Origin of the sequence: Staphylococcus sp. HMSC034C12 (assembly GCF_001835895.1) — a bacterium.
Taxonomy (GTDB): domain Bacteria; phylum Bacillota; class Bacilli; order Staphylococcales; family Staphylococcaceae; genus Staphylococcus; species Staphylococcus hominis.
The window spans coordinates 65,912-70,766 of the sequence record NZ_KV826359.1; the positions used below are offsets into that span (position 1 = coordinate 65,912).

Annotated in this window: 7 protein-coding genes; 6 read left to right on the forward strand and 1 reads right to left on the reverse strand. The window is 30.8% G+C overall.

Annotation, left to right across the window (positions count from 1 at the left end; all coding sequences use genetic code 11):
• From HMPREF2629_RS10640 to HMPREF2629_RS10665, 6 genes are all read left to right on the forward strand, one after another.
• The coding region (locus HMPREF2629_RS10640) for a GNAT family N-acetyltransferase (protein ID WP_141756728.1) at positions 1-183 on the forward strand (183 nt) is incomplete at its 5' end.
• A gap of 577 nt (positions 184-760) precedes the next feature.
• Positions 761-1,873 carry a glycerol dehydrogenase gene (locus HMPREF2629_RS10645; protein ID WP_019834702.1) on the forward strand — a complete coding sequence of 371 codons (1,113 nt, stop codon included), beginning with the start codon at positions 761-763 and terminating at the stop codon, positions 1,871-1,873.
• 194 nt (positions 1,874-2,067) lie between these two features.
• On the forward strand, positions 2,068-3,030 hold the full coding sequence (gene dhaK / locus HMPREF2629_RS10650) for a dihydroxyacetone kinase subunit DhaK (protein WP_070492140.1): 963 nt from the start codon (positions 2,068-2,070) through the stop codon (positions 3,028-3,030).
• A 31-nt stretch (positions 3,031-3,061) separates the two neighbouring features.
• The gene (dhaL, locus tag HMPREF2629_RS10655; protein ID WP_019834704.1) at positions 3,062-3,643 is read left to right on the forward strand and encodes a dihydroxyacetone kinase subunit DhaL; all 582 of its coding nucleotides are present in this window, start codon (positions 3,062-3,064) and stop codon (positions 3,641-3,643) included.
• Positions 3,640-4,014 carry a dihydroxyacetone kinase phosphoryl donor subunit DhaM gene (gene dhaM, locus HMPREF2629_RS10660; protein WP_070813372.1) on the forward strand — a complete coding sequence of 125 codons (375 nt, stop codon included), beginning with the start codon at positions 3,640-3,642 and terminating at the stop codon, positions 4,012-4,014. The genes dhaL and dhaM overlap by 4 nt, the downstream gene beginning before the upstream one ends.
• A gap of 200 nt (positions 4,015-4,214) precedes the next feature.
• Complete coding sequence (locus tag HMPREF2629_RS10665; RefSeq protein ID WP_017175660.1) at positions 4,215-4,544, forward strand: hypothetical protein; 330 nt, start codon at positions 4,215-4,217, stop codon at positions 4,542-4,544.
• A gap of 75 nt (positions 4,545-4,619) precedes the next feature.
• On the opposite strand, the gene HMPREF2629_RS10985 is transcribed toward HMPREF2629_RS10665, so the two are convergent.
• Positions 4,620-4,855, reverse strand: a 236-nt coding sequence (locus HMPREF2629_RS10985; protein WP_141756725.1) for a hypothetical protein, incomplete at its 5' end; no start/stop codon positions are given.

A 4,855-nucleotide genomic window follows, 5' to 3' on the forward strand; every position in this document is an offset into this window, starting at 1 on the left:
TATGAAGAATATGATATTAATCGAATCGAAATACGAATGTCTACTAAAAATAAGAAAAGTCGAGCTATACCAATAAGACTTGGATTCACACAAGAAGGTATATTGAGAAGTGATGAACGTGTACAAGGGAAATTCTCAAATAGTTATGTGTATAGTTTGCTTAGAGAAGAATATGATGATTAATTCTATTGTAAATACACATTCAAATTTATCTTCAAGACGATTTTATAATTATTTTTTAAGTAATCAATAAACGTATGATATCCACTTATAGATTCATTCCGAACATAATAGAGAATAGAATCATCTCTTTCTATTTTAAGCTTATTGTTTAGTAAACCTATATATAATAAATTAAAAAAACCACTTTCAATTTACGCTCCAGAATAAATTGAAAGTGGTTAAAATTTTTATGTTAGATTAAGAGTAATACAAGCATAGGATAACACAATAAAACCTATTGTAAAGATAGAGTCAATTATAGGTTATAAATTATAATATTACAATATTTAAGTTTTAAAGTGATAATTTAATGAAGTTTTAGCTAATATGTGGACAATTATATTTAATAGATTAATAATGGAAGTGTAGAGAGAAATCAATTTTTTAAGCAACTTAATCTTTCTTTTGATTCTTATTTTTCGTATTGTAATGGTAAATACGCTAATATGTATTTTCTATATCATATATTTGTGAGCGTAATTTACTGAAGAGTTATTAAATGATGCAGTATAAATATTTATTATGGAGGGAAAGCTCTATGGCAAAAATTATTTATCAATCTCCAGGAAGATATGTACAAGGAAAAGGAGTTATCGAATCTATCGCAGATGAAACACAACGTTTAGGTTCACATGCATTAATAATCTCAGATGAAGTTGTTTGGAATATAACTAAAGATCAAATTGATCAAAGTTTTTCAAATAATTCGGAAGTTAATTATAATTACGAAACATTTAAAGGCGAATCTTCAGAAAATGAAATTAATCGTATCGTTGATGAAGCTAAGACAAAAGGCATAGATGTAGTTATTGGTTTAGGTGGTGGAAAGGCACTTGATACAGGTAAAGCAGTAGCCAATGCTTTAAATGCAAGTGTTATCGATTTCGCTTCTACTGCATCAATGGATGCACCTACGGCAGCCGTATCTGTTATTTATGATGATAATGGTGTATTTAGTGGTTATGAATTTTACCCTAAGAATCCTGATACAGTAATGGTGGATTCACAAATTGTTGCGCAAGCGCCTGTACGTTTATTTGCTTCAGGTATGAGTGATGGATTAGCTACTTTAGTTGAGGTAGAATCTACGTTACGCAGACAAGGAAAAAATATGTTTAGTGGAAAACCATCATTAGCTAGCTTAGCGATTGCACAGAAATGTGAAGAAGTGATTTTTGAATATGGACATAGTGCATATGAAGCAATTAAAAACCATATTGTATCTCCACAAGTTGAAGCAGTGATTGAAGCGAACACATTACTTTCAGGTTTAGGATTTGAAAATGGAGGACTTGCAGCTGCTCATGCAATTCATAATGGTTTTACAGCACTTGAAGGCGATATTCATCATTTAACGCATGGTGAAAAAGTGGCCTATGGTATTTTAGTCCAATTAGTATTGGAAAATGCGCCAACAGAAAAATTTGTAAAATATCAACAATTTTTAAGTAGTATTCATATGCCAACGACTTTAGAAGAACTCCACATTGCCGATAAAAGTTATGAAGATTTGGTTCGCGTAGGTGAACGTGCTTTAGAACCAAATGATACTTTTGCAAATTTAAGTGATAAGTTAACTGCAGATGACATTGCAGATGCTATTTTAACAGTAAGTGAATTATCTAAAGGTACGTTTAATTCCAAAGGTTAATTTTCGTAAATAAGATAACTAAGAATAGATAAGTAATTAGAAGGATAAAGATAGAACTTATGTCTTTATCCTTTTTTGAAAGAGTATCTTTATATTTACTAATATGAAAATTCCAAGTTTAAATAAAGAAAATGATGTTGATATTTAATCTTAGATAAACTCACTTTAAATATGCCAAAAGGAGTCGCTTTTTGATGAAAAAATTAATTAAAGAAAAAAATAATATTTTAACAGACATGTTAGAGGGTATCGCTTTAACGAATGATAATATTGAAATTATTTCAGAAACAGTTGTTGTTAAAAAAAATAAAAAAAATTCAGGAGTTGCCTTGGTATCAGGCGGTGGAAGTGGTCATGAACCAGCACATGCGGGCTATGTAGATAATGGTATGCTTGATGCGGCAGTATGTGGTGAAGTTTTTACATCTCCGACTCCAGATAAAATTTTAGATGCTATTAAAGAAGTCGATACAGGCGACGGTGTATTATTAATCGTTAAAAATTATGCTGGAGACGTTATGAACTTTGAGATGGCTCAAGAAATGGCACAAATGGAAGATATTAAAGTTGAACGTGTCATTGTGAATGATGATATTGCTGTTTCAGATGTAGAAAAACGTCGTGGCGTGGCTGGTACGGTATTCGTTCATAAATATGCAGGTTATTTAGCGGACCAAGGCCTATCTTTAGAAGATATTAAAAACAAAATTGAATCGTTTATTCCTAAAATTAAAAGTATTGGGATGGCGCTTACTTCACCAATGGTGCCAACAACTGGGAAATATAGTTTCGATATTGATGATAATGAAATGGAAATTGGTATCGGAATTCATGGTGAGAAAGGGTTACATCGTGAAGCGATTCAATCGGTTGATGTTATTATTGAGCGTTTACTAGATGAGTTGTTAAAAGAAGTGAAAGATCAATCATTAATTGTTATGGTAAATGGTATGGGAGGCACGCCTTTATCTGAATTAAGTATTGTGGCGAAGTATTTAAATCAACAATTCCAAGAACATGACATAGCTGCTAAACAATGGTTTGTTGGTGATTATATGACATCACTTGATATGCAAGGTTTCTCCATTACAGTGGTTCCTTATAGTGAAGAAATAGAAAAAGGTCTTTTAGCTCCAACAACAAGTCGTTATTTTTAAATAAAAATAGAGATAATGAGGTGACTTTTCAATGAATGTACAAGACATGAAAACAAGACTACTTAGTTTAGTTGAAACTTTTAAAGAAAAAGAAAGTGAATTAACTGATTTAGATCGTGCCATTGGTGATGGCGACCATGGAGTGAATATGGTCAGAGGATTTGAAGCGTTAGAACAAGGTCTGGATGACACAGATATGAAGTCATTATTTAAATCAACTGGAATGACATTAATGTCTAAAGTGGGCGGTGCTTCAGGTCCTTTATACGGTTTTAGCTTTGTTAAAATGGCAAATGTCGTTAAAGATGATATTGACAAAGAAAATTTAAAAGAGATGATTGCTGCTTTTTCAGAAGCCGTTAAACAACGTGGAAAAGTAGAATTAAATGAAAAAACAATGTATGACGTAATTGAACGTACAAGAGAAGCATTAGATAAAGATGAAAACATTGATTTTAACACATTACAATCATATGCTGATGAAACTAAAAACATGATAGCCACGAAAGGACGAGCATCATATTTTAAAGAAGATTCAAAAGGTTATATCGATCCAGGTGCTCAAAGTAGTGTTTATATTTTAAATGCAATGATAGGAGGAGAGGTAAAATGACTTCAATAGTAATTGTGAGTCATAGTAATAAAATTGCTGAAGGTATCAAAGATTTAAATTTACAAATGACAGATAATGGCATTAATATCATTGATATTGGTGGCTTAGATGATAATGGTATAGGGACATCTTTTGATCGTATTCTTTCAGTGATAAATGAATTAGATGACGATGCAATATGTTTTTATGATATAGGATCTGCTGGGATGAACCTTGATATGGCAATCGAAATGTATGAAGGCTCTCATCGTATTGAAAAAATGGAGGCGCCCGTCGTAGAAGGTAGTTTTATCGCGAGTGTGGCACTTAAATCGAATATGACGATGGATGAAACTATCGCAGAAGTCAAAGAACAATTAAAAAATGATTAAGTGAATATATTATGAGGTCAAAGATGTGTAGAGGTCTTTGTCCTCTTTTTTTATTAATTTAAACTGCAGTGATTGAATGTCAATGTTCATAGTGGTTTTATATAATAAATAAATTATCTTTCAAGTTTTTTGAAATACACATTATAAATGAAAACTAAAATAAAAATTACTATAATATAGCAATAGAAAGGATTAAAAAGATGGCTAGAAAATATAATGCGATTAAATACGTCATTAAGAAAAATAATGACGATCTTGAATTATATGGATTAAGATTGTATGAGTTTAATATAAAGGATGGAAAAGCTATAAATATTAGCCAACCGATTTTTGTGAATAGAGATATTTTAATTGATAAAATACAAGATGGTGAAGCATTTACTCGTGCCTTTAGAGTAAGTCAAAATGATTATTATGCAGGCCAATCGATTGCTCTATCGGTTAATAAGCATGGATATATTAATAATAATTTTGAGGTTTCGCGAGATGTGATTAGAAACGTTGAAGAAAGTATCTTAGATTATAAATAAAGTCATCAGTTATAGAAAAGCGTTAAATTAAAAAGGAAGTATAGTACTCCCTTTTTAATTTAATATATAAGTGACTTATTTTTTTAATAAAATTTTAATTCCTCTGATAATGTTGAGGATATATAATATTAAAGCAATTAAAAAGAACACAATAGCAATGATTAAAGCAATAACAAATATTAATAATTGATGATCGAATGGTTTATCAAAGACCTCTTTTGAAAAAATAAATGCCGCTCTACCTATAAAAAAACTGATCCACGTTATAACATGGTTCGGTACTGACCCCCTTAAACGGGAACTTAATAAAA